This window comes from Aeromicrobium sp. CFBP 8757, from assembly GCF_014841755.1.
GTDB lineage: Bacteria > Actinomycetota > Actinomycetes > Propionibacteriales > Nocardioidaceae > Aeromicrobium.
The window spans coordinates 52987-72198 of sequence record NZ_JACYUM010000006.1 but is presented as its reverse complement, the minus strand read 5'-3'; the positions used below and the strand labels follow the sequence as shown (position 1 = coordinate 72198).

Sequence of the window (19212 nt, the reverse complement as noted above, 5' to 3'; positions counted from 1 at the left end):
CGGATCTTGGACTGGGCCGTTCGACGGCCACCGCTCGCCCACGATCATCGATGATCATGAGCATGCGGCGGGGGTCGTTCTGGGACGACTAGGCAACGGTACGGGGGTGCCACATCTCGGTCAAACCGACCTGCCTACGCCTTGTGGACGCCCACGTCCAGACGACACGCCGTAGCGTCCCGCGGGCTTGGGGAAAGCCGCTTGTTTGGCACCAGCAACGCTGCTAGCGTCGCCGCTTGACGACTTTTCCACAACCTGGAGACAACCCTCCAGTTCTGATTCACACAGTGTGGAAAACACTGTGCACATTCCCTCATCGGGACATGTCGGGAGGCATTGCATGCAGGACGGCCAGGACGCCAGCCCCGACGAGCATCTCAACGAGGTCTGGCAACGAGCCGTCGCAACGCTCTCGCCCGGCGCCAAGGTGTGGGTCTACTCCGCCAAGCCGCTGACGCTGCACAACAACATCATGATCGTCGCGGTGCAGGACGACCTGACGCGCGCGCAGCTCGAGTCGCGCGTGCGACCCGCCCTCGAGCACGCCATCAGCACGACGTTGCAGCAGGAGACCCGGCTCGTCGTCACGATCGACCCGTCGCTGATCGACTCCCTCCATAGTCAACAAGACGATTTGTCGATAAACAGACAAGTCGGCGCGTCGACCCAGGAGCAGGAACCCGATGACGAGGACGACGACAGCGGCGACGAGTTCGTCCCCAGCTGGGCCGAGCGGTCCAGCGCGCCGCCCCGCATCGGCACGGTCGCCGAGGCACGCCTCAACCCCCGCTACCTGTTCGAGAACTTCGTCATCGGATCGTCGAACCGGTTCGCCCACGCAGCGGCCGTCGCCGTCGCCGAGGCACCCGGCAAGGCCTACAACCCGCTCGTCATCCACGGCGAGTCGGGCCTCGGCAAGACGCACCTCCTGCACGCGATCGGCCACTACGTCCTGAACCTCTACCCGTCCTCGCGGGTGCGCTACGTCAACAGCGAGGAGTTCACCAACGACGTCATCAACGCGATCCGCGAGAACCGCACCGCCGCCCTCAAGCGCAAGTACCGCGAGATCGACGTCCTCCTGGTCGACGACATCCAGTTCCTCGAGGGCAAGGAGTCGACGCAGACCGAGTTCTTCCACACGTTCAACGCACTGCACAACGAGAACAAGCAGATCGTGATGACGTCCGACCGGCCGCCCAAGAACCTGACGACGCTGGAGGACCGCCTGCGCAACCGGTTCGAGTGGGGCCTGACGACCGACGTCCAGCCGCCCGATCTCGAGACCCGCATCGCGATCCTGCGCAAGAAGGCGGCCAACGAGAAGCTCACGGCTCCCGCCGACGTGCTCGAGTTCATCGCCAGCAAGGTGCAGACCAACATCCGCGAGCTCGAGGGCGCCCTCATCCGCGCCACCGCGTTCGCCAACCTGAACGGCACGACGGTCGACCTCCAGCTCGCGCAGATCGTCCTGAAGGACCTGATCGCCGAGGGCGAGGAGCCCGACATCACGGCCGGCATGATCATGGCGCAGACCGCGGCGTACTCGGAGTTCTCGATCGACGACCTCTGCAGCACCAACCGCAGCCGCAACCTGGTGCTGGCCCGGCAGATCGCGATGTACCTCTGCCGCGAGCTCACCGACATGTCGCTGCCGAAGATCGGGCAGGAGTTCGGCAACCGCGACCACACCACCGTGATGCACGCCGATCGCAAGATCCGCAAGCTCATGGCCGAGAAGCACGCGGTCTACAACCAGGTCACCGAGCTGACCGCACGCATCAAGCAGCAGGCCCGACAGTCGTGATCCCGGTCGTCCTCGGCACGATCGTGCACAGCTGGGGACGGCCCTGTGGGAAACCCGACGCATTCCGTGGACATCGGGTGTCAGGGTGTGAACGGCATGTGAACGCCGCGCCGACGTCCACAGGAACGTGTAGTTTCACGAGCTCGCGCCGCACAGGTTGTCCACGGGCCGATTCGCAGTCGTCGCAGGGGCTACAGCGGTTGTCCACCGAATCCACAGACGCTACTACGACTACTACTCTTCTCTACATCGACAGCTCCCGCCGAAGTGACGTCCCGAGGTGTGTGTGGACAGCGCACCGTGGCAGGATCAACCACGACGGATCCCGTCCTCGGAAAGGCCCCATCACGTGAAGTTCCGTATCGAGCGCGACACCCTCGCCGACGCTGTCGCGTGGACGGCGCGCAGCCTGCCCAACCGCCCCAGCGTGCCGGTCCTGGCCGGTCTCCTGGTCGAGACGGCCGCCGACGGACTAACGCTCTCGGGCTTCGACTACGAGACCTCGACGCGCGCGACGCTGCCGGCCGAGGTCAGTGCCGACGGCCGGGCCCTCGTCTCGGGCCGTCTGCTCGCCGAGATCGTCAAGTCGCTGCCCGCCAAGCCGGTCGACGTGTCGCTCGAGGGCACCAAGGTGCAGGTCGTGTGCGGCAGCGCCCGCTTCAGCCTGCAGACCATGCCCGTCGAGGAGTACCCGCAGCTGCCCGACATGCCGACCGCGACCGGCACGGTCCGCTCGGAGGACTTCTCCACCGCCGTCGCGCAAGCCAGCGCCGCCGCCGGCCGCGACGAGATGCTCCCGCTGCTGACCGGCGTCCGCCTCGAGCTCGAGGGATCGACGATCTCGCTCATGGCGACCGACCGCTTCCGCGCCAGCCTGCGCGACTTGCAGTGGTTCCCCGAGGCCAGCGACCTGTCGGGCAACGCGCTCGTGCCCGCCCGCGTGCTCAACGAGACCGCCCGTTCGCTGACCGGTGGCGGCGACGTCACGATCGCGGTGTCGTCGGGTGAGTCCGGCGACGGCCTGATCGGCTTCGAGGGTGTCGTCGGCAACGGCACGCGCCGCACCACGACCCGTCTTCTCGAGGGCGACTTCCCGCGCGTCCGCCAGCTCTTCCAGGCCCAGGCCGAGACCGTCGCCTACGTCCAGACCCAGGCCTTCGTCGACTCGGTCAAGCGCGTCGCCCTCGTGGCCGAGCGCAACACCCCCGTCCGGCTGACCTTCTCCGACGGCGTCCTGCTGCTCGAGGCGGGCAGCGGCGACGAGGCGCAGGCCTCGGAGTCCATCGAGGCCACCATCAACGGTGCCGACATCTCGATCGGGTTCAACCCGACGTACCTGCTCGAGGGCCTCGCGGTCATGTCAGAGCCCGTCGTGCACCTGTCGTTCACGCAGCACACCAAGCCTGCGGCCATCTCGGGAGTACCGGAGATCGGAGCCGACCCCGACGTCGCGTTCCGCTACCTGATCATGCCCGTACGCCTGCAGAGCTGATCACCGGACACACCCGACCGTCAGGAGCGGACATGCACATCGGACTCGTGGGACTCGGCAAGATGGGTGGCAACATGCGCACCCGCCTGCGCAAGGGCGGCCTCACCGTCGTCGGCTACGACCGCAACCCCGACGTCACCGACGTCACCTCGCTGGCCGAGATGGTCGAGCAGCTGCCGGCGCCGCGCGTCGTGTGGGTCATGGTGCCCGCCGGCGACATCACCCGCTCGACCGTCACCGAGCTGCTCGACCTGCTCGACGAGGGCGACGTCATCGTCGACGGCGGCAACTCGCGCTGGACCGACGACGAGAAGCACGCAGCACTGGCCGCCGAGAAGGGCATCGGCTACGTCGACTGCGGCGTCAGCGGTGGCGTGTGGGGTCTCGAGAACGGCTACGCGCTGATGGCGGGCGGCACGGCCGACGACATCGCGAAGGTGCAGCCGGCCTTCGACGCCCTCAAGCCCGAGGGCGAGTCGGGCTTCGTCCACGCCGGACGGGTCGGGGCCGGCCACTTCTCCAAGATGGTCCACAACGGCATCGAGTACGCCATGATGCAGGCCTACGCCGAGGGCTACGAGCTGCTCGAGAAGGTCGACATGGTCGACAACGTCACGGCGGTCTTCGACTCGTGGCGCGAGGGCACCGTCGTCCGCTCGTGGCTCCTCGACCTGCTCGTCAAGGCGCTCGAGGAGGACCCGGGCCTGTCGAAGATCCGCGGCTACGCCGAGGACTCGGGCGAGGGACGCTGGACCGTTGAGGCGGCCATCGACAACGCCGTCCCGATGCACACCATCGCGGCCTCGCTGTTCGCCCGCTTCACGTCGCGCCAGGACGAGTCGCCGGCGATGCAGGCCGTCGCCGCGATGCGCAACCAGTTCGGCGGCCACGCCGTGCAGGCCGCCGCCGAGGCAGGTCACGACCCGAAGGACGCCTGAGCCGTGACGACGGGCACCGCATGCACGTCAGCAAGCTGATCCTGCACGACTTCCGTTCCTACTCCGACGTCGAGATCGAGCTCGAGCGCGGCGCCACCGCGTTCATCGGCTCCAACGGCCAGGGCAAGACCAACCTGGTGGAGGCGATCGACTACCTGTCGCGCCTCGACTCGCACCGCGTGTCGAACGACGCCCCGCTGGTGCGGGCCGGCACCGACCAGGCGATCGTGCGGGCCGACGTCGTCAAGGGCGACCGCACGGCGCTGCTCGAGCTCGAGATCACGCCCGGCCGGGCCAACCGTGCCCGGATCAACCGCGGGGCGCTGCCGCGCACCCGCGACCTGGTGGGCGTCCTGCGCACCGTGATCTTCTCGCCCGAGGACCTCGCGCTCGTCAAGGGCGATCCGTCGGACCGGCGCAGGTTCCTCGACTCTCTGCTGGTGCTGCGCACGCCACGGCTCGCGGGGGTGAAGGCCGACTACGACCGCGTGCTCAAGCAGCGCAACACGCTGCTCAAGTCGGCGCGCGGTCGCCGCAACGTCGAGATCGCGACGCTCGACATCTGGGACGAGAACCTCGCCCGCACCGGCGCCGAGCTCGTCGCCGCCCGGCTGACGCTGCTCGACGCGTTGGCTCCCCACCTGATCGACGCGTACGAGCGGGTCGCCGCGGCGTCCGCCCCGGACCGCCGGATCGTGCTCGCGACGTACCGCTCGTCGGTCGTGCTCGACCCCGAGCTGCGCGACCAGGCCACGATCGAGCGGCTGATCCTCGACGAGATCGAGCGCCGCCGCCGCGACGAGGTCGACCGCGGCATCAGCCTGGTCGGTCCGCACCGCGACGACGTCGTCCTGACGATCGGCGACCTGCCCGCCAAGGGCTACGCGAGCCACGGCGAGTCGTGGTCGTTCGCGCTCGCGCTGAAGCTCGCGTCGTTCGAGCTGCTCCGGGCCGACGACGACGACCCCGTGCTGATCCTCGACGACGTCTTCGCCGAGCTCGACCAGGGTCGCCGCGAGCAGCTCGCGGGTCTGGTGGCCGACGCCGAGCAGGTGCTCGTCACCGCGGCGGTCGCCGACGACGTGCCCGATGCGCTGAAGGGGCACCGGTTCAGGGTCGCGGGCGGCGAGGTCGTGCGTGACTGACGACGACCCCCTCGAGCTCGCGCGACGCATCGCGCAGTCGTACAAGGGTGCGGGCGCCCCGGGCGCCGGCGGCGGGCAGCGCCCCCGACGACGGTCCGGCCCGATCAGGCCGTCGCGCGCCAAGAACGAGGACCCCTCGCCGATCTCCGACCTGCTCGACCAGGTGGTGCGCAACCAGGGCTGGGCCGAGAAGCTCGACGACCAGCGGATCTTCACGGACTGGACGAAGATCGTCGGTCCGGAGGTCGCCCAGCACGCCCAGATCGACGGCTTCGAGGACACCGTGGTGCACGTCCGTGCGACGTCGACGGCATGGGCGACGCAGCTCAAGCTGCTGGCGCCCCGCATCGTCGCCAAGCTCAACGAGGCCCTCGGCGACGGGACGGTCACCCGCATCGACGTGCGGGGTCCGCAGGCGCCCTCGTGGAAGAACGGACCACGATCGATCCGCGGCGCCCGGGGCCCGCGGGACACCTACGGCTGAGGCGCGCGGCTCGTCCCTCGCCGCTCCAGCCGCTCGTCCCTCGCGGCTGCCGTGCTCCGCACGGGCGCCTGCCTTCGCTCGCTTCGCTCGCTCGGCCCGTGGCTACGGCGATCGGTCGCCAGGGAGGCCGCTTGCGGCCGGGGGTCTCCCCGCTCGCTGCGCTTGCGGGAGGTACCCCGAGCTCCGTCCCCGGCGAACGGGGTTGGGCGGGGAGGCGGTGCGACCCCGATCGCGTGGGTCAGTCGTCGGGGGCGGTGGAGGCGGCGGCGATGACGAAGGTCGCGGTGGCGGCGGTGACCAGACCCAGCACGAGCGAGGCCTCGACGAAACCGTCCCACCCCGCGACGGGACGGACGCCGATCGCGACCAGCAGCATCATCGCGGCGACGCATCCCACCACGGCGCCCGCCGTGGTGCCGGCGATCGGCGACGCCGGTCCGCGCAGCAGCAGCGCGGCCCCGGCCGTCCACACGAGCGCGACCGCGAGCGCCGCGACGACGTCGGACGGTCGGTGCCAGCCCGCCACGATCGTCGAGGCGCCCGTGAGGGTCGTCGCCAGCCCGCCGCCGAGGGCCACCAGGGACCGCCAGGCGCGGGGAGCGACGACCATCGAGGCGCCGACGGCGCTCGCGACGACCGTCGTGTGCCCGCTCGGCAGGCTGTTGAGGGTCCCGAGGCCCAGATCGGGCCGCTCGAGCACGGAGTGCTTGAGCAGCTGGGTCGTGACGTTGGAGCCGGCGATCACGACGACGGCCCCGACCGCCAGGGCGATGCGACCGCGCAGCACCGAGACGACCACGCACGCCGCGACGACCGCCACGATCGCGCCGATGCCGACGTACCCGAGCAGGCTCAGCACCGCCAGGCGGGTGTCGCGACCCCCCATCACGGTGTGCATCGCGGCGTCGTCCCAGTCCTGTCCGCGCTGCGACTGCAGGGCGACCCGCACCAGGACGACGAGCGTCAGGACCCCGAGGAGCGCAGCGGTGACCGACGAGGCGGTCGTGTCGCGGCGGACGATCGTGGTGCTCATCCCTCCACGATGCCTCACGACCCCCAGAACACGTGTTCCACGTGGAACGCATTCGCCCATGGGGCCGATCGGAGCGTCGGGGACCTTACTGGGACTTGACACCGGGTCCACGACGTCGTCACAGGTGCCGTTACGTGGCTCTGGTGGGCACCGTGGCGCGTCGACACGCAGCTCCACATCTGTGGGTATGTCCTCAGACGCACAGAATGGCCCCCTATACTGATGAGGTGACCCAAACTCCAGATCCTGTGTCGTACGACGCCAGCAACATCCAGGTGCTCGAGGGGCTGGAGGCGGTGCGCAAGCGTCCCGGCATGTACATCGGCTCGACCGGTGAGCGCGGACTGCACCACCTCGTCTACGAGGTCGTCGACAACTCGGTCGACGAGGCCCTCGCGGGGTACGCCTCCCACATCAAGGTCGTCATGCAGGCCGACGGCGGCATCCGCGTCGAGGACGACGGTCGCGGCATCCCCGTCGACGAGCACCCCACCGAGAAGATCCCGGCCGTCACGCTGGTGCTGACGTCGCTGCACGCCGGCGGCAAGTTCGGCGGCGGCGGCTACAAGGTCTCGGGCGGTCTGCACGGAGTCGGCGTCTCGGTGGTCAACGCGTTGTCGACAAAGCTCTATGTCGAGGTCAAGCGCGACGGCTACGTCTGGACGCAGTCGTTCACGTACGGCGAGCCCGACGCCCCGCTCGAGCGCGGTGCCGAGACGAGCGAGACCGGCACGACCACGACGTTCTACGCCAGCGCCGACATCTTCGAGACCGTCGACTACAGCTACGACACCCTCGAGAAGCGCTTCCGCGAGATGGCCTTCCTGAACAAGGGCCTCGAGCTCGTGCTGCGCGACGACCGTCCCGACGTCGAGGGCGCCGACGGCCCCCAGGGCGACGACCGCGTCCGCGACGCACGCTTCCGCTTCGACAAGGGCCTGGTCGACTACGTCGAGCACATCAACGTCGGCAGCAAGGCGCCGATCCACCGCGACGTCATCTCGATCGAGTCCGAGGACGAGTCGAAGGGCCTGTCGCTCGAGATCGCGATGCAGTGGAACGACAGCTTCATCGAGTCGGTCCACACGTTCGCCAACACGATCAACACGCACGAGGGCGGCACGCACGAGGAGGGCTTCCGCGGCGCGCTGACCGCGACGGTCAACAAGTTCGCCACGGCGCAGGGCCTGATCAAGAAGGCCAGCGACAACCTCTCGGGCGAGGACATCCGCGAGGGCCTCACCGCGATCATCTCGATCAAGCTCGAGGAGCCGCAGTTCGAGGGCCAGACCAAGACCAAGCTCGGCAACAGCGAGGCGCGGTCCTACGTGCAGTCGGTGCTCAACGACGAGCTCGGCGCCTGGTTCGAGCAGAACCCCGCCGAGGGCAAGACGATCGTGCGCAAGTCGATCGACGCCGCGACGGCCCGCATGGCCGCCCGCAAGGCCCGCGACCTGGCCCGCAACCGCAAGGGGCTCATGGGTGGCGGCGGGCTCCCCGGCAAGCTCGCCGACTGCCAGTCGCGCAATCCCGAGGAGTGCGAGATCTTCATCGTGGAGGGCAACTCCGCCGGCGGCTCGGCCAAGGGCGGACGCGATCCGTACGCGCAGGCGATCCTGCCGCTGCGCGGCAAGATCCTCAACGTCGAGAAGGCGCGCATCGACAAGATCCTGCAGAACACCGAGGTGCAGGCCATCATCTCGGCGCTCGGCACCGGCGTGCACGAGGACTTCGACATGGCCAAGCTGCGGTACCACAAGATCGTGCTGATGGCCGATGCCGACGTCGACGGCCAGCACATCTCGACGCTGCTGCTGACGCTGCTGTTCCGGTTCATGAAGCCGCTGATCGACGCGGGTCACGTCTACCTCGCGATGCCGCCGCTCTACAAGATCAAGTGGACCAACGCGCCGGCCGAGCTCGCCTACTCCGACGCCGAGCGCGACGGTCTGCTCGCGGCCGGCAAGGAGGCCGGACGCCGCCTGCCCAAGGAGGCACCGGTCCAGCGCTACAAGGGTCTGGGCGAGATGAACGACTCCGAGCTGTGGGACACCACGATGGACCCGGCCCAGCGCGTGCTGCGCCAGGTGACGCTCGAGGACGGAGCGGTCGCGGACGAGATGTTCACGATCCTGATGGGCGAGGACGTCGAGCAGCGGCGCTCGTTCATCCAGCGCAACGCCAAAGACGTCCGCTTCCTCGATATCTGATCTGACAGGGATCCACTCATGACCGACACCACGCCTCCCCCCGAGCACGACCGGATCGAGCACGTCGAGCTGCAGGTCGAGATGCAGCGCTCCTACATCGACTACGCCATGAGCGTCATCGTGTCGCGCGCGCTGCCCGACGTCCGCGACGGGCTCAAGCCCGTCCACCGCCGGGTGCTCTACGCGATGTACGACGGCGGGTACCGACCCGACCGCGGATTCTCCAAGTGCTCGCGCATCGTCGGCGACGTCATGGGCCAGTACCACCCGCACGGCGACACGGCGATCTACGACACCCTCGTGCGCCTGGCGCAGCCGTGGGTCATGCGGGCGCCGATGATCTCGGGGCAGGGCAACTTCGGCTCGCCGGGCAACGACGGTGCCGCCGCGATGCGGTACACCGAGTGCAAGCTCGCGCCCATCGCGATGGAGATGGTGCGCGACATCGAGAAGAACACCGTCGACTTCCGTCCCAACTACGACGGCCGGTCGCTCGAGCCGACCGTGCTGCCGGCGCGCTTCCCGAACCTGCTGGTCAACGGCTCGGCGGGCATCGCGGTGGGCATGGCGACCAACATCCCGCCGCACAACCTGGGCGAGGTCGCCGACGGTGCGCAGTGGGCGCTGGCCAACCCCGAGGCGTCGCAGGAGGAGCTGCTCGAGGCCCTGATGCAGCGCATCAAGGGCCCCGACTTCCCGACCAACGGCCTGATCGTCGGCACCCAGGGCATCGAGAACATGTACCGCACGGGCCGCGGCTCGATCACGATGCGCGGCATCGTCGAGATCGAGGAGGACGCCAAGGGCGGTCTGAGCCTGGTCATCAAGGAGCTGCCCTACCAGGTCAACCCCGACAACCTGGCCGAGAAGATCGCCGACCTGGCCATCTCGGGTCGCGTGCAGGGCATCGCCGACGTCAACGACGAGTCGTCGTCGCGCGTCGGACGTCGCCTCGTGGTCAAGCTCAAGCGCGACGCCGTCGCGCGGGTCGTGCTCAACAACCTCTACAAGCACACCGAGCTGCAGAGCAACTTCAGCGCCAACATGCTCGCGATCGTCGACGACGTCCCGCGCACGCTGACGCTCGACGGCTTCATCAGCAACTGGATCACCCACCAGATCGAGGTCATCCAGCGGCGCACCCAGTACCTGCTCGACCAGGCCGAGGAGCGCGCCCACATCCTGCGTGGACTCGTCAAGGCGCTCGACGCGCTCGACGACGTCATCGCCCTGATCCGTCGCAGCCCGACGGTCGACGAGGCCCGCGAGGGCCTGATCGCGCTGCTCACGATCGACGAGATCCAGGCCACCGCGATCCTCGACATGCAGCTGCGTCGTCTGGCCGCCCTCGAGCGTCAGAAGATCATCGACCAGCTCGCCGAGATCGAGCTCGAGATCGCCGACTACCGCGACATCCTGGCCAAGCCGGAGCGTCAGCGCCAGATCGTGTCGGACGAGCTCGCCGAGATCGTCGACAAGTTCGGCGACGACCGCCGCTCCCCGATCGTCCCGGCCGACGGCGACCTGTCGATGGAGGACCTCATCCCCGACGAGGAGGTCGTCGTCACGATCACCAAGGGCGGGTACGCCAAGCGCACCCGCACCGAGCTGTACCGCGTGCAGAACCGCGGCGGCAAGGGTGTGCGCGGTGCCTCGTTGCGCGGTGACGACATGGTCGACCACATGTTCGCGACCACGAGCCACCACTGGATCCTGTTCTTCACGACGGCCGGTCGCGTCTACCGCGCCAAGGCGTACCAGCTGCCCGAGGCCGGGCGCGACGCCAAGGGCGGGCACGTCGCCGGGCTGCTGTCGTTCCAGCCCGACGAGGAGATCGCGCAGGTGCTGGCGATCCGTGACTACGAGCAGGCCCCCTACCTGGTGCTGGCGACCCGCAAGGGCCTGGTCAAGAAGACGCGCCTCGAGGACTACAACAGCCCCCGCCAGGCCGGCGTCATCGCGATCAACTTCCGCGACGACGACGACGAGCTGATCGGCGCCGAGCTGGTCACCCCCGACGACGACCTGCTGCTGATCTCGCGCCGCGCGCAGGCCATCCGGTTCCGGGCCGACGACGAGCAGCTGCGGCCCATGGGCCGGGCGACGTCGGGCGTCACGGGCATGAAGTTCCGCGACGACGACTCGATGCTGTCGCTGTCGGTCATCCGACGCTCGGCCGACGCGCTCGAGCAGGTCGAGGTCCCGGATGCCGACGAGCTGTTCGTCTTCACCGTCACCGACGGCGGCTACGCCAAGAAGACGCCGATCGACCAGTACCGTTTGCAGGGTCGTGGTGGACTGGGCATCAAGGCCATGCAGATCACCGAGAACCGCGGTGAGCTCGTGGGCGGGCTCGTGCTCGTCGACACCGACGACGTCATCTCGGTGACGGCCAGTGGTCAGGTCACACGCAGCCTCGTCTCCGGCGTCAACCCCACGGGGCGTGGCACGATGGGAGTCAGCTTCGTCAAGTTCAAGGGGGACGATCGGGTCGTGACGATCGCACGCAATGCCGAGGTCCTGCAGGACGAGGCCGTGACCGAGCAGGCCCCCACGGACGAGTCCGTGACCGACGAGGCTCCCACCGACCAGACCGAGACCGACCCGACCGACGAGGGCAGTGACCAGTGAGCGAAGAATCGAAGGGGTCCAAAGCCGTGCCCGGATCGGGTGCCGGTGACGCCGCCCCGACGCAGGCGATCCCGCGGATGACCAAGCCCGCGGCCGCTGGCCAGGGCACGCCGGCGGCCAAGGGCACTCCGCCGTCGCAGAGCACCCCGGCAGCGCCGAGCACCCCGGCAGCCAAGAGCGCCCCCGCCGCCAAGAGCACGCCGCCGAAGGCAGCACCGGCCAAGGCGACGCCGGCCAAGAAGGTCCCGCCGGCGGCGTCCCAGACTGACAAGGGACGTCCGCGCAAGACCGCGGCCCCCACGACGTCGTCGACCACGTCCGCGTCGTCGCCTGCGGCCCCGGCGAAGAAGGGCACGTCAGCTCGCCCTGACCAGAAGCGGCAGATCCAGCCCGTGGGCGGTCCGACCGGTCGTCCGCTCACGGCGGCCGACTACGAGCACACCACCAAGGGATCGCCGGCGTCCACCGCGGTCATCCCGGCCGTCAAGGACCGTCCTGACGACGCGCGCACGTCGCGCCCCGCCGAGACCGTCCAGCCGGGCCCGGGTCGGCGCGCCAGCCTGCGGCTGACGCACGTCGAGCCGTGGTCGGTCACCCGCCTGGCCTTCGCGATCTCGGTCGCCATGATGATCGTCGCGGTCGTCGCGGTCACGATCTTCTGGTTCGTCCTCGACTTCGTCGGGGTCTGGGACCAGATCAACGAGAGCTTCACGACGGTGCTGAGCGATGACACGACGGCCTTCAACGTCACCGACTACTTCGGTGTGGGGCGTGTCGTCGGCCTGACGCTGGTGCTGTCAGCGGTCAACGTCGTGCTGATGACGGCCCTCGCGACGATCGGCGCGCACCTGTACAACCTCGCCGCACAGCTCATGGGAGGCGTCGAAGTGACCCTCGCTGAAGACAAGTGAAACGGGTGCGGTAGAGTTCAGGGCTGTTGCGGGCGTATAGCTCAGCTTGGTTAGAGCGCTTCCCTGATAAGGAAGAGGTCCGAGGTTCAAGTCCTCGTACGCCCACGTAGAAGGAGGTCCGATGAAGACTGTCATCGCCTTCAGCATCGCCGCCGCAGGGCTCGTCTGGGCCCTCGGCCGGAGATCCGGAGATGCGCCGCCCGACACCTGGTCGGCTGCCACGGATCGTCTGTGATCCACACCAGCACGGGGCCATGGCGCAATTGGTAGCGCACCTGCTTTGCAAGCAGGGGGTTCGGGGTTCGAGTCCCCGTGGCTCCACCCTCGACATCCCCCGGTCCCTCGGACCGGGGGATTCGTCGTTCCCGGGACCCGTGCGACGGTCGCAGTTGTGCACAGGCTTGTCCCCAGCCAGTGGATGAAATCCCATCGATGTCATTCACCGCCGTCCACAGCCGGGGTTACGCACAGCTGTGTACACACCTGTGGAAAATGACACGGATGTAGTTCCGCAGGTCAGACGGCAGATCGCCACCCCAGGAGGGGAGCGAGAACCGTCGCGATGTCGGTCAGGATCTGCACGTAGTCGGCGTGCTCGAACGTGAACGGGAGCGCGAACGCGACCTCGTCGACGGCCTGGAAGCCGGCGTGTTCCCACAGGCGGTCGGCGATCTGTGAAGAGGTTCCGACGAGATCGGGAGCGAACATCAGGCGACCGGGTCCCTGCGGCTCACGGGTGCGGTCGAGGCGCGATGCCGCGTACGCCTCGTACCGGGCGGCCTGCTCGGGTGTCGCGGAGTCGGTGGGCACCACGACGAGACCCTGCGACACCCGGGCGGCGCCTCCGAGCGGGTGCAGCTCGCGGAACCGGTCGATCTGGGCGCGCTGGATGCGCGCGAAGTCGTCGCCGTCGCCCACCAGGTCATCCTCCGCACGGACGACGCTGCTGGTCAGCAGGTTGAGTCCGGACCGCGCGGCCCACTCCACCGATGCGAACCCCGCGCCGCCGTACCAGACCCGGTCGGCCAGGCCCCGGGCGTGCGGCTGGATGCGCGCCGAGAACGTCTCGATGCCCTGCGTCCCCTCGAACGTGCTGACCCGCTCGCCCCGCAGCGCGTGCAGCAGCCGGTCGACCCGGGCGTACGAGAAGTCCTCGGCGTCGGCGGTGTCGGGGTACAGGTGCGCCTTGATGTCGTCGTAGTGGGTCGGCGGGCCGACGCTGACGCCGGGGTTGAGCCGGCCGCCCGACAGGACGTCGACGGTCGACAGGTCCTCGGCCAGGCGGAAGGGGTTCTCGAGCCCGAGCGGGGTGACGGCGGTGCCGAGCTCGATGCGCGACGTGCGCTGCGTCGCCGCGGCCAGCACCGCGACGGGCGACGAGATGCCGTGCTGCAGGTGGCGGTGCCGCAGCCAGGCGCTGTCGAAGCCGAGCTGCTCGCCGAGCTCGATGACCTGCAGGGTGCTCTCGTGACCGGGCCCCGGGTCGTGCTCGTCGAACAGGCCGATGGTCAGGAATCCGAGCTTCTTCAACGGACGGTCGGGTGCGCTCACGCCGTCCAGCCTATGGTTCCCGGCACGAATCGCCGCTGACACGTCGGCGAAATGTCCGTGGATCATCCTGAGACCGGCAGCCGCACGAGGACTGTCCTCGCCCCCCGAGAAGGACCGATCACATGAGCGCGAACCCCGTCCGCCTGCAGGCCATCACCGACGTCGAGGCGTACGTCCCGCCGGCCCCGAGCTGCGTCCCCGGCGAGACGCCGGGTGACCTCTTCGGCGCGAACGTCTTCAGCAGGACCGTGATGCACAAGCGCCTCCCGAAGTCGGTCTTCAGGTCGGTCGTCGCCACGATCGACGACTCGCAGGTGCTCGACCCCCAGGTGGCGGACGCCGTCGCGTCGGCCATGAAGGACTGGGCGATCGAGAAGGGTGCGACGCACTACGCCCACGTGTTCTACCCCCTGACGGGATTCACCGCCGAGAAGCACGACGGCTTCTTCGACCCGGTGGGCGACGGGACGGCCTTGGCCGAGTTCGCCGGCAAGACCCTCGTGCAGGGCGAGCCCGACGCGTCGAGCTTCCCCAACGGCGGCCTGCGCAACACCTTCGAGGCGCGCGGCTACACCGGCTGGGACGTGACGAGCCCCGCCTACATCCTGGAGAACCCGCACGGCAACACCCTGTGCATCCCCACGGTCTTCATCTCGATGACCGGTGAGGCGCTCGACCACAAGACGCCCCTGCTGCGCGCGCAGCAGGCCATGGCGGTGCACGCCGAGCGCGTCCTGACCCTCTTCGGGCACACGCCGTCGGCGGTCGTCTCGTACTGCGGTCCCGAGCAGGAGTACTTCCTGATCGACCGCCACTTCTTCGTGGCCCGTCCCGACCTGCTCAACAGCGGACGCACGCTGTTCGGCGCCAAGCCGCCCAAGGGCCAGGAGTTCGACGACCACTACTTCGGCGCGATCCCCGAGCGGGTGCTCGGGTTCATGGCCGACACCGAGCGCGAGCTGTTCAAGCTCGGCATCCCCGCCAAGACCCGCCACAACGAGGTCGCGCCGGGACAGTTCGAGATCGCCCCGATGTTCGAGGCCGCCAACGTCGGCGCCGACCACCAGCAGCTGCTCATGACGACGTTCAAGACCGTCGCGCGCAAGCACGGCATGGAGTGCCTGTTCCACGAGAAGCCGTTCGAGGGCGTCAACGGCTCGGGCAAGCACGTCAACTTCTCGCTCGGCAACGCGACCGAGGGCAATCTGCTGCTGCCCGGCGACACCCCGCACGACAACGCCCAGTTCCTCGTCTTCTGCGCCGCGGTCATCCGCGCAGTCCACCAGTACGGAGGGCTGCTGCGGGCATCGGTCGCGTCGGCGAGCAACGACCACCGTCTCGGGGCCAACGAGGCACCGCCCGCGATCATCTCGATCTTCCTCGGCGACCAGCTGGCCGGGGTCTTCGAGCAGCTCGCCAAGGGGCCCGCGACGTCGTCGAAGGGGCGTGGGACGCTGCAGATCGGCGTCGACACGCTGCCGGTGCTGCCGACCGACCCGGGCGACCGCAACCGCACGAGCCCGTTCGCGTTCACGGGCAACCGTTTCGAGTTCCGCGCACCGGGCTCGCTGCAGTCGGTCGCCGGACCCATGACCACGATCAACGCGATCATGGCCGAGGCGCTCGACCACATCGCGACGAAGCTCGAGACCGCGGTCGAGCTCGGCACCGAGCTCAACGAGGCCGTCCAGTCGCTGCTGACCGAGCTCATCACCGATCACGGCTCGGTCGTCTTCAACGGCAACGGCTACTCGGACGAGTGGCAGGTCGAGGCGGCCGAGCGCGGACTGCCCAACCTGCGCACGACGCTCGACGCGCTGCCCGAGCTGATCACCGAGTCGTCGGTGCAGCTGTTCGAGCGCTACGGCATCTTCACCGAGAGCGAGGCGCACAGCCGGTACGAGATCGGTCTCGAGCACTACACGCAGAGCATCATGGTCGAGGCGCTGTCGACGCTCGAGATCGGTCAGACGTCGGTGCTGCCGGCCGCGGTCCGCTACCAGACCGAGCTGGCGACCAACGTCAGCGCGCTGAGGACCGCGGGCGTCGAGCCCGACCTGGACCTGCTGCACGAGATCACGTCGGTCATCGACGACCTCCGCGTCGGCATCGGCGCGCTGCGACTGGCGCTGGACGGCGACCACGGCGACGACGGCCTCGCCGAGGCGACGTACGCGCAGACGGCCCTGCTGCCGGCGATGGCGACGGTCCGCGCCGCGGCCGACGCGCTCGAGGCCGTCGTCGCCGACGACCTGTGGCCGCTGCCGACCTACCAGGAGATGCTCTACATCCTGTAGGCCGATAGCGTCGTGGTGACCGCAGCCACGACCGAGGAGCCCGCATGCCGCAGACCGTCCGAGGAGTCATCGCCCGCTCGAAGGGCGCACCCGTCACCGTCGAGAACATCGTCATCCCCGACCCGGGCCCGGGCGAGGCGGTCGTCGACATCTCGGCGTGCGGCGTGTGCCACACCGACCTGCACTACCGCGAGGGCGGGATCAACGACGAGTTCCCGTTCCTGCTCGGCCACGAGGCCGCCGGGGTCGTCGAGTCGGTCGGCGAGGGCGTCACCGACGTCGCACCGGGCGACTTCGTCGTCCTGAACTGGCGCGCGGTGTGCGGCAGCTGCCGGGCGTGCCTGCGCGGTCGCCCCTGGTACTGCTTCGACACGCACAACGCGAAGCAGAAGATGACGCTCGAGGACGGCACGGAGCTGTCGCCCGCGCTGGGCATCGGCGCCTTCGCCGACAAGACGCTCGTGGCGGCGGGCCAGTGCACCAAGGTCGACCCGTCGGCGTCGCCCGCCGCGGTGGGCCTGCTGGGATGCGGTGTCATGGCGGGTCTCGGTGCCGCGATCAACACCGGCAACGTGCAGCGCGGCGACTCGGTCGCGGTCATCGGCTGCGGCGGCGTCGGATCGGCGGCCGTCGCCGGTGCCCGTCTGGCCGGCGCCGCGAAGATCATCGCGATCGACCTCGACGACCGCAAGCTCGAGTGGGCCACGGGCCTGGGCGCGACGCACACGATCAACCCGTCGTCCGACGGCGACGTGGTCGAGGCGATCCAGGCCCTGACCGACGGCAACGGCGCCGACGTCGTGATCGACGCCGTCGGCCGGCCCGAGACGTGGAAGCAGGCCTTCTACGGCCGCGACCTCGCCGGCACCGTCGTGCTGGTCGGCGTCCCGACGCCCGACATGCAGCTCGACCTGCCGCTGATCGACGTCTTCGGTCGCGGCGGCTCGCTGAAGTCGAGCTGGTATGGCGACTGCCTGCCGTCGCGCGACTTCCCGATGCTGGTCGACCTCTACCAGCAGGGTCGCCTCGACCTCGACGCGTTCGTGACCGAGACGATCGGCATCGACGACGTCGAGGCCGCGTTCGACAAGATGCACGACGGCACGGTCCTGCGATCGGTGGTGACCCTCTGATGAGCGCTCGCGTGCAGAAGGTCGTGACGTCGGGACAGTTCGCGCTCGACGGCGGCAGCTGGGACGTCGACAACAACGTCTGGCTGGTCGGCGACGACGCCGAGGTGATCGTCATCGACGCCCCGCACGACGCCGCACCGATCCTCGACGCGATCGACGGACGCACCGTGGTCGCGATCGTCCTGACGCACGGGCACAACGACCACATCAACGCCGCGGTCGAGCTGGGCGAGGCCACGGGTGCCCAGGTGTGGTTCCCGCCCGAGGACCGCATGCTGTGGGACGCCGAGCACGACACCGCCCCCGACCAGGAGCTGCACTCGGGGGCGACGTTCGAGGTCGCGGGCACGACGCTGCGGGCGATCCCCACGCCGGGTCACTCACCGGGCAGCACGTGCCTCTACGCACCCGAGCTGGGCGCCGTCTTCAGCGGCGACACGCTGTTCAACGGTGGGCCGGGCGCGACGGGACGGTCCTACTCGGACTTCCCGACGATCATCGAGTCGATCCGGGAGCGTCTGCTGACGCTCCCGGACGACACGGTCGTGCACACGGGCCACGGCGACGACACGTCGATCGGCGCCGAGAAGCCCCACCTCGACGAGTGGATCACCCGCGGTTCGTGAGGTTCAGCGGCCGCGCGGCCACACCAGCGCGGCCGCAGCCACGCCGGCGGCGAGCACCAGGGCCGCCGCGAACGGACGCTTGTCGGTCTCGGCGACCTTCTCCTGCGCCCGCGCCTTGACGTCGAGCTTGGCCGCGAGGGCGTCGACGGTCTCGCCGAGGTGCTCGCGGGTCTCCTTGATCTCCTGCTCGAGGTCGGAGCTCATCGGGACGTCCCTTCGTGGTCGGTGCCGTGCTTGGCGGTGTCGATGTCGGCCTTGACGCTCTCGACGCGGGCGGCGGGCGGGTCGCCCGCCGTGCTGATGCTGCCCTTGCCGACGAGTGCCGCGACGCCCGCCGCCACGAACAGCACGACCGCGACGATCGCGGCGGCGATCCAGGGCGCGAGACCCTCGGCGATACCCAGGATGGCCGTCGCGACCAGCGCACCGAGACCGAACAGGGCGAGCGTCCCGGCGAGTCCGAACAGGCCCGCGCCGACACCGACCTTCTTGCCGGTGGTGGCGAGGTCCTGCTTGGCCATCTGCAGCTCGTCGCGGATCAGGGTGGAGATGTCCTCCATCGCCTGCGTCATGAGCTGGCCCGTCGACGCCTCGCCGACGGGGGTGCGGTCGTCGCTCACGACGTCCCCATCCCCGGCGCGATCGTCGACGGCTGCTCGTTGGCGTGGTCGGATGACGACACCTTCTCGGAGACCTTGTCCTTGACGGCGTGACCGAGATCGGCACCGGCCTGCTTGGCCTGCGCCTGCACGGTGTCCGCGGCGTCCTGCACCTTCGGGTTGTTCCAGGTCCTGGTCGCCTGGGTCTTGATCTGCTCGTAGCGCTCGCGTCCGGCGCGGGAGCCCAGCACGTAGCCGGCTCCCGCGACGGCGAGCATGGTCAGCTTCTTCATGGTGAACCGCTCCTGCATCGTTGTCCGGGGCACGTCCCGTACCCCGTCACAGCGATTTTCCA

16 protein-coding genes and 2 tRNA genes are annotated in these 19212 nt (G+C 69.2%); 13 read left to right on the top strand and 5 right to left on the bottom strand.

The annotated features are described in order from the left end of the window. The first annotated feature begins 340 nt into the window (after nt 1–340). From dnaA to IFT73_RS16080, 5 genes are all read left to right on the top strand, one after another. Nucleotides 341–1807 (top strand): chromosomal replication initiator protein DnaA, encoded by a 1467-nt coding sequence (dnaA, locus tag IFT73_RS16100; RefSeq protein ID WP_056604129.1) that lies wholly within the window; start codon nt 341–343, stop codon nt 1805–1807. A gap of 349 nt (nt 1808–2156) precedes the next feature. Then, a complete protein-coding gene (gene dnaN, locus IFT73_RS16095) occupies nt 2157–3299 on the top strand; it encodes a DNA polymerase III subunit beta (RefSeq protein WP_056604132.1) in 1143 nt (380 codons plus the stop codon). 32 nt (nt 3300–3331) lie between these two features. Continuing rightward, nucleotides 3332–4237 (top strand): phosphogluconate dehydrogenase (NAD(+)-dependent, decarboxylating), encoded by a 906-nt coding sequence (gene gnd / locus IFT73_RS16090; RefSeq protein ID WP_192168498.1) that lies wholly within the window; start codon nt 3332–3334, stop codon nt 4235–4237. Between the two features lie 20 nt (nt 4238–4257). Further along, a complete protein-coding gene (gene recF, locus IFT73_RS16085; protein ID WP_056604138.1) occupies nt 4258–5382 on the top strand; it encodes a DNA replication/repair protein RecF in 1125 nt (374 codons plus the stop codon). Next, entirely contained in the window at nt 5375–5866 is a 492-nt protein-coding gene (locus IFT73_RS16080) for a DUF721 domain-containing protein (protein WP_192168497.1), read from the top strand. Before recF ends, IFT73_RS16080 begins: the two co-directional genes overlap by 8 nt. A gap of 238 nt (nt 5867–6104) precedes the next feature. Here the strand turns inward: IFT73_RS16080 and IFT73_RS16075 are convergent, their stop codons facing one another. Further along, entirely contained in the window at nt 6105–6899 is a 795-nt protein-coding gene (locus IFT73_RS16075) for a phosphatase PAP2 family protein (RefSeq protein WP_192168496.1), read from the bottom strand. Between the two features lie 206 nt (nt 6900–7105). Between IFT73_RS16075 and gyrB the strand changes: the two genes are divergently transcribed. The 5 genes from gyrB to IFT73_RS16050 all read left to right on the top strand — a co-directional run bounded on the left by gyrB (nt 7106) and on the right by IFT73_RS16050 (nt 12972). Next, nucleotides 7106–9109 carry a DNA topoisomerase (ATP-hydrolyzing) subunit B gene (gyrB, locus tag IFT73_RS16070; protein WP_192168495.1) on the top strand — a complete coding sequence of 668 codons (2004 nt, stop codon included), beginning with the start codon at nt 7106–7108 and terminating at the stop codon, nt 9107–9109. 18 nt (nt 9110–9127) lie between these two features. After that, nucleotides 9128–11740, top strand: coding sequence for a DNA gyrase subunit A (gyrA, locus tag IFT73_RS16065; RefSeq protein WP_192168494.1), 2613 nt, complete (start codon nt 9128–9130; stop codon nt 11738–11740). Next, nucleotides 11737–12651: a DUF3566 domain-containing protein gene (locus IFT73_RS16060; RefSeq protein WP_371811306.1), complete on the top strand. Its 915-nt coding sequence runs from the start codon at nt 11737–11739 to the stop codon at nt 12649–12651. Before gyrA ends, IFT73_RS16060 begins: the two co-directional genes overlap by 4 nt. 30 nt (nt 12652–12681) lie before the next feature. Beyond that, nucleotides 12682–12756, top strand: a tRNA-Ile gene (locus tag IFT73_RS16055). 143 nt (nt 12757–12899) lie between these two features. Next, a tRNA-Ala gene (locus tag IFT73_RS16050) sits at nt 12900–12972 on the top strand. Nucleotides 12973–13167: 195 nt separating this feature from the next. On the opposite strand, the gene IFT73_RS16045 is transcribed toward IFT73_RS16050, so the two are convergent. Further along, the gene (locus IFT73_RS16045; RefSeq protein ID WP_371811305.1) at nt 13168–14202 is read right to left on the bottom strand and encodes an LLM class flavin-dependent oxidoreductase; all 1035 of its coding nucleotides are present in this window, start codon (nt 14200–14202) and stop codon (nt 13168–13170) included. Nucleotides 14203–14324: 122 nt separating this feature from the next. Between IFT73_RS16045 and IFT73_RS16040 the strand changes: the two genes are divergently transcribed. Genes IFT73_RS16040 through IFT73_RS16030 form a run of 3 tightly spaced genes read left to right on the top strand, consistent with a single transcriptional unit; the run spans nt 14325 to nt 18258 of the window. Beyond that, the gene (locus IFT73_RS16040) at nt 14325–16499 is read left to right on the top strand and encodes a glutamine synthetase III (RefSeq protein WP_192168492.1); all 2175 of its coding nucleotides are present in this window, start codon (nt 14325–14327) and stop codon (nt 16497–16499) included. Nucleotides 16500–16543: 44 nt separating this feature from the next. Beyond that, nucleotides 16544–17632 (top strand): S-(hydroxymethyl)mycothiol dehydrogenase, encoded by a 1089-nt coding sequence (locus tag IFT73_RS16035; RefSeq protein WP_192168491.1) that lies wholly within the window; start codon nt 16544–16546, stop codon nt 17630–17632. Then, nucleotides 17632–18258, top strand: a complete 627-nt coding sequence (locus IFT73_RS16030; protein ID WP_192168490.1) for an MBL fold metallo-hydrolase — start codon at nt 17632–17634, stop codon at nt 18256–18258. Before IFT73_RS16035 ends, IFT73_RS16030 begins: the two co-directional genes overlap by 1 nt. A 3-nt stretch (nt 18259–18261) precedes the next feature. Here IFT73_RS16030 and IFT73_RS16025 read toward each other — a convergent pair whose 3' ends face one another. Genes IFT73_RS16025 through IFT73_RS16015 form a run of 3 tightly spaced genes read right to left on the bottom strand, consistent with a single transcriptional unit; the run spans nt 18262 to nt 19150 of the window. After that, on the bottom strand, nt 18262–18462 hold the full coding sequence (locus IFT73_RS16025) for a DUF3618 domain-containing protein (protein WP_192168489.1): 201 nt from the start codon (nt 18460–18462) through the stop codon (nt 18262–18264). After that, on the bottom strand, nt 18459–18878 hold the full coding sequence (locus tag IFT73_RS16020) for a phage holin family protein (protein WP_197984323.1): 420 nt from the start codon (nt 18876–18878) through the stop codon (nt 18459–18461). The genes IFT73_RS16025 and IFT73_RS16020 overlap by 4 nt, the downstream gene beginning before the upstream one ends. Beyond that, nucleotides 18875–19150, bottom strand: coding sequence for a hypothetical protein (locus tag IFT73_RS16015; RefSeq protein WP_157432415.1), 276 nt, complete (start codon nt 19148–19150; stop codon nt 18875–18877). The genes IFT73_RS16020 and IFT73_RS16015 overlap by 4 nt, the downstream gene beginning before the upstream one ends. Nucleotides 19151–19212: the final 62 nt, after the last annotated feature.

Bases quoted from the DNA above. Each gene is read 5' to 3' on its own strand.
- dnaA (WP_056604129.1), top strand. From the start codon at position 341: ATGCAGGACGGCCAGGACGCCAGCCCCGACGAGCATCTCAACGAGGTC.
- gnd (WP_192168498.1), top strand. From the start codon at position 3,332: ATGCACATCGGACTCGTGGGACTCGGCAAGATGGGTGGCAACATGCGC.
- recF (WP_056604138.1), top strand. From the start codon at position 4,258: ATGCACGTCAGCAAGCTGATCCTGCACGACTTCCGTTCCTACTCCGAC.
- IFT73_RS16075 (WP_192168496.1), bottom strand. From the start codon at position 6,899: ATGAGCACCACGATCGTCCGCCGCGACACGACCGCCTCGTCGGTCACC.
- gyrB (WP_192168495.1), top strand. From the start codon at position 7,106: ATGGCCCCCTATACTGATGAGGTGACCCAAACTCCAGATCCTGTGTCG.
- gyrA (WP_192168494.1), top strand. From the start codon at position 9,128: ATGACCGACACCACGCCTCCCCCCGAGCACGACCGGATCGAGCACGTC.
- IFT73_RS16040 (WP_192168492.1), top strand. From the start codon at position 14,325: ATGAGCGCGAACCCCGTCCGCCTGCAGGCCATCACCGACGTCGAGGCG.
- IFT73_RS16035 (WP_192168491.1), top strand. From the start codon at position 16,544: ATGCCGCAGACCGTCCGAGGAGTCATCGCCCGCTCGAAGGGCGCACCC.
- IFT73_RS16030 (WP_192168490.1), top strand. From the start codon at position 17,632: ATGAGCGCTCGCGTGCAGAAGGTCGTGACGTCGGGACAGTTCGCGCTC.
- IFT73_RS16025 (WP_192168489.1), bottom strand. From the start codon at position 18,462: ATGAGCTCCGACCTCGAGCAGGAGATCAAGGAGACCCGCGAGCACCTC.
- IFT73_RS16015 (WP_157432415.1), bottom strand. From the start codon at position 19,150: ATGAAGAAGCTGACCATGCTCGCCGTCGCGGGAGCCGGCTACGTGCTG.